4 protein-coding genes are annotated in these 2,816 nt (G+C 33.4%); all 4 read left to right on the forward strand.

All coding sequences use genetic code 11. The features are described from left to right. Nucleotides 1-248 precede the first annotated feature (248 nt). The gene (locus OO013_RS20000; protein ID WP_266058902.1) at nucleotides 249-782 is read left to right on the forward strand and encodes a hypothetical protein; all 534 of its coding nucleotides are present in this window, start codon (nucleotides 249-251) and stop codon (nucleotides 780-782) included. An 86-nt stretch (nucleotides 783-868) separates the two neighbouring features. After that, a complete protein-coding gene (locus OO013_RS20005; protein ID WP_266058903.1) occupies nucleotides 869-1,600 on the forward strand; it encodes a hypothetical protein in 732 nt (243 codons plus the stop codon). A gap of 217 nt (nucleotides 1,601-1,817) precedes the next feature. Continuing rightward, nucleotides 1,818-2,381: a hypothetical protein gene (locus OO013_RS20010; protein ID WP_266058905.1), complete on the forward strand. Its 564-nt coding sequence runs from the start codon at nucleotides 1,818-1,820 to the stop codon at nucleotides 2,379-2,381. A gap of 81 nt (nucleotides 2,382-2,462) precedes the next feature. After that, nucleotides 2,463-2,816: hypothetical protein (locus OO013_RS20015; protein ID WP_266058907.1), on the forward strand; the 354-nt coding region annotated here is incomplete at its 3' end.

Here is a 2,816-nt window from a genome sequence, read left to right on the forward strand (position 1 = left end):
ACACTCCATTGACGCTTGTGAACATCAATTCCAATGAATAACTTTAATCCTGTTCCCATGGTGTTTTTCGTTTGGTTTACCCTTATTTTACGGGTTCGGATTATATCATGGGAACTATGTAGTTATGGCTAGCTGTAGAGTCAACTCAAGCGCCGGATTCTCGCTGGATTTCACTGTCCTATCGGACGCGAAATCGGCACGATAATCCGCCACAAACTCATACATCGAACGTTATGTATTATTAAATAATGATAATCGCAACTGAAATCATAAATCAACCATATTCAGGTCAATACGAAGAACGAGTATATGACATAGAAAGTCCATGGAACTCTCAATTATGGACTTGGGTGAAATTCATAATGGATAATGGAACTGAATGGGTAGGTAATTTTAGAGGCGAACCACATGGAGTAGCCATTTCTAATAAATTCAATAGCTGTATTGTCTTAACGTCTGACTATTTATTTTTACTTGACCTTAAAAACGGAGAATTAATTGAATCAGATAGAAACCATACATTCACGTACTTAACTACATCTCCTTTTGGCGATTACATCATAATAGATTTTTATAAAATCGAAAAAATAACTGATGGGTTAAATAACATAATAAAAATAGAAAGCCCAATTGAAATGGATATTATAGAAGTTAAGGGTTGGAATGGTAATTTATTAGAATTTTCTTGCGTAGAATTAGGAGTATATGATAAGGAATATTTTATGCAATTTGACAGTGAAACTGAGGAGATAAAAAAAATAACAATACATAACAATACCTAAGCATCATACCCCACCCCGAGGGATGGGGTACGCAGCTTAGCCTTAACGTTGTGCATCATGTTGAAAAAATAACCAAACCAAAGAACATGAAAACCTTAAAAGATTTTCGAATAGAATGGGTGAAAGCTACCACACTTGGCTTTATGTCGCTTCTTTTAATGATTCCCATGAGTTTCATCTTTGCCCGTTTTTTTCTTCCGCCTCGATTCGATGGACTCAACATACCAGAAATATTTAAAATATTGTCTAGTAGCTCAGAGTTCAATTTGCAGATATATATCACAAACCAGATTTCACACTTTATCCTTTATTTAATAGTAGGTACCATCCTCGCGCATTTACAGTATCAAGTGCTGAAAAAGTACATATCCAATAAACTTGTATGGACTGGTTTGACCATTCTGGGTTTAGAATTAATTTTGTTGGGAGATCTCATTTATGTCGGTCTTTCAACCGGGGGAGCACCAGGGCCTTTAGAACCATTATTGATCGGCATCGGTGGTGGTGGATTGATCGCGTTAATGCAATTTTTGTATTTGCGTTCTGCCGGCATTAAGAACGGCAAATGGGTTGGCTATTGGATACTGGGTATTGTAACAGGTATTATAGCCTCTATACCTTTTATCATGCTCTATGAGATGATTATATCTGAAAAGCTAAAATCTTTGCTATCACCAATGGCATTACTCTTTACAGAATGGATGTCTTTCATTTTACCTTATTTCACATTAATTGGTCTTTTTACTGGCTTGTTCAGTTCCAAGCCCCTCTATAGGGCAATCGAGCAGATACAATTGAATGAGGATAAAGATATTTAGTGTTTATTTCGGAAGAATAATCAATTCATAAATATTTCTAATAGGACAAAAACAAAGCACGAACGCACAACACAATATAAAACCAATTGCCAGATAGCTGCCATTCGGGAAATCCTTCGGATTAATCTTCCGCTTTTGTCTATAGAATATCTTATTGGGTACACCAAGCAACTGTTCTTTATATTAATCGTTATGTGGAATTAGGATTACGACTTAAATGAAATCACAAATTATCCATGAATCTTTCAATCATATAATAAATCAACATGCTTGGAATGTTAATAAAGGACATGGTTCATTTCTAACTTTTGAGTTTGGTACTCCTGAAATTGAAATTAAAAAACCTAGAACTTGGGAAAGTCTACCTTACCCAATGAACGTATATCCAACTCGTCAAACTTCAATTCACGGACAATATCATCTTTGGATTTATTGCTGTAACTGGATTATAAATGTAGATGGAAAACATATTGCGAATGATGAATCTAATGATGAACTTATTCAAAATGCAGCTAATTTATTAAATGGCCAAATACTTAAGTCTGTACAAATAGATATCAATAAAGCATCTGCAAAATTTAATTTTGATCTTGGTGGTGAATTATTGACATTTAATAATAATTATGAATCTGGAATTGAGATGTGGATGTTTTTCATGCCGGATAAAACTTTGACATTTAATAATAAGGGAGAATTTTGTTTTAATGGTATAAATGGGAATACTCAGAATACCGATTTTGAAAAAATAGATACAGAATTAATTAATATAAAAACCACATAACAGCGCCTAAGCTTCATACCCCACCCCGAGGGATGGGGTTCGCCGCTTAGCCTTAACGTTGTATGTCATTAAGTACAGCTAATGAAAACATTGATACTAATTTTATTTATCATTTTCCCTACAACCTTATCCAAAACAGAATTTGATAAGGTCGTACTATATGAAATAGAAATGGATGAAGAATCCGGGATATCTAGATTATTTGATTATAAAGGAAATATTAGGAATAAAAATGCTGGAATCGAAATAGAATTATCCAAAGCAAATAAACTTATTGATATTCTTAATGATTCATTATCATATGGAGCAAGACATCCATTTAGTCATGCACCATCAATTGGATTAATTTTTTATAAAAACAATAAAATAGTTAATTGGATAGAAATTGCTCTTGAAACAAATAGTATTTCCTCAAAAATTGGAATTAAAAATCAA

Origin of the sequence: Mangrovivirga halotolerans (assembly GCF_026241165.1) — a bacterium.
Classification (GTDB): Bacteria; Bacteroidota; Bacteroidia; order Cytophagales; family Cyclobacteriaceae; genus Mangrovivirga; species Mangrovivirga halotolerans.

What these genes read in the sequence shown, in the direction of transcription:
- OO013_RS20000 (WP_266058902.1), top strand. Translation starts at nt 249, where the DNA reads ATGATAATCGCAACTGAAATCATAAATCAACCATATTCAGGTCAATAC.
- OO013_RS20005 (WP_266058903.1), top strand. Translation starts at nt 869, where the DNA reads ATGAAAACCTTAAAAGATTTTCGAATAGAATGGGTGAAAGCTACCACA.
- OO013_RS20010 (WP_266058905.1), top strand. Translation starts at nt 1,818, where the DNA reads ATGAAATCACAAATTATCCATGAATCTTTCAATCATATAATAAATCAA.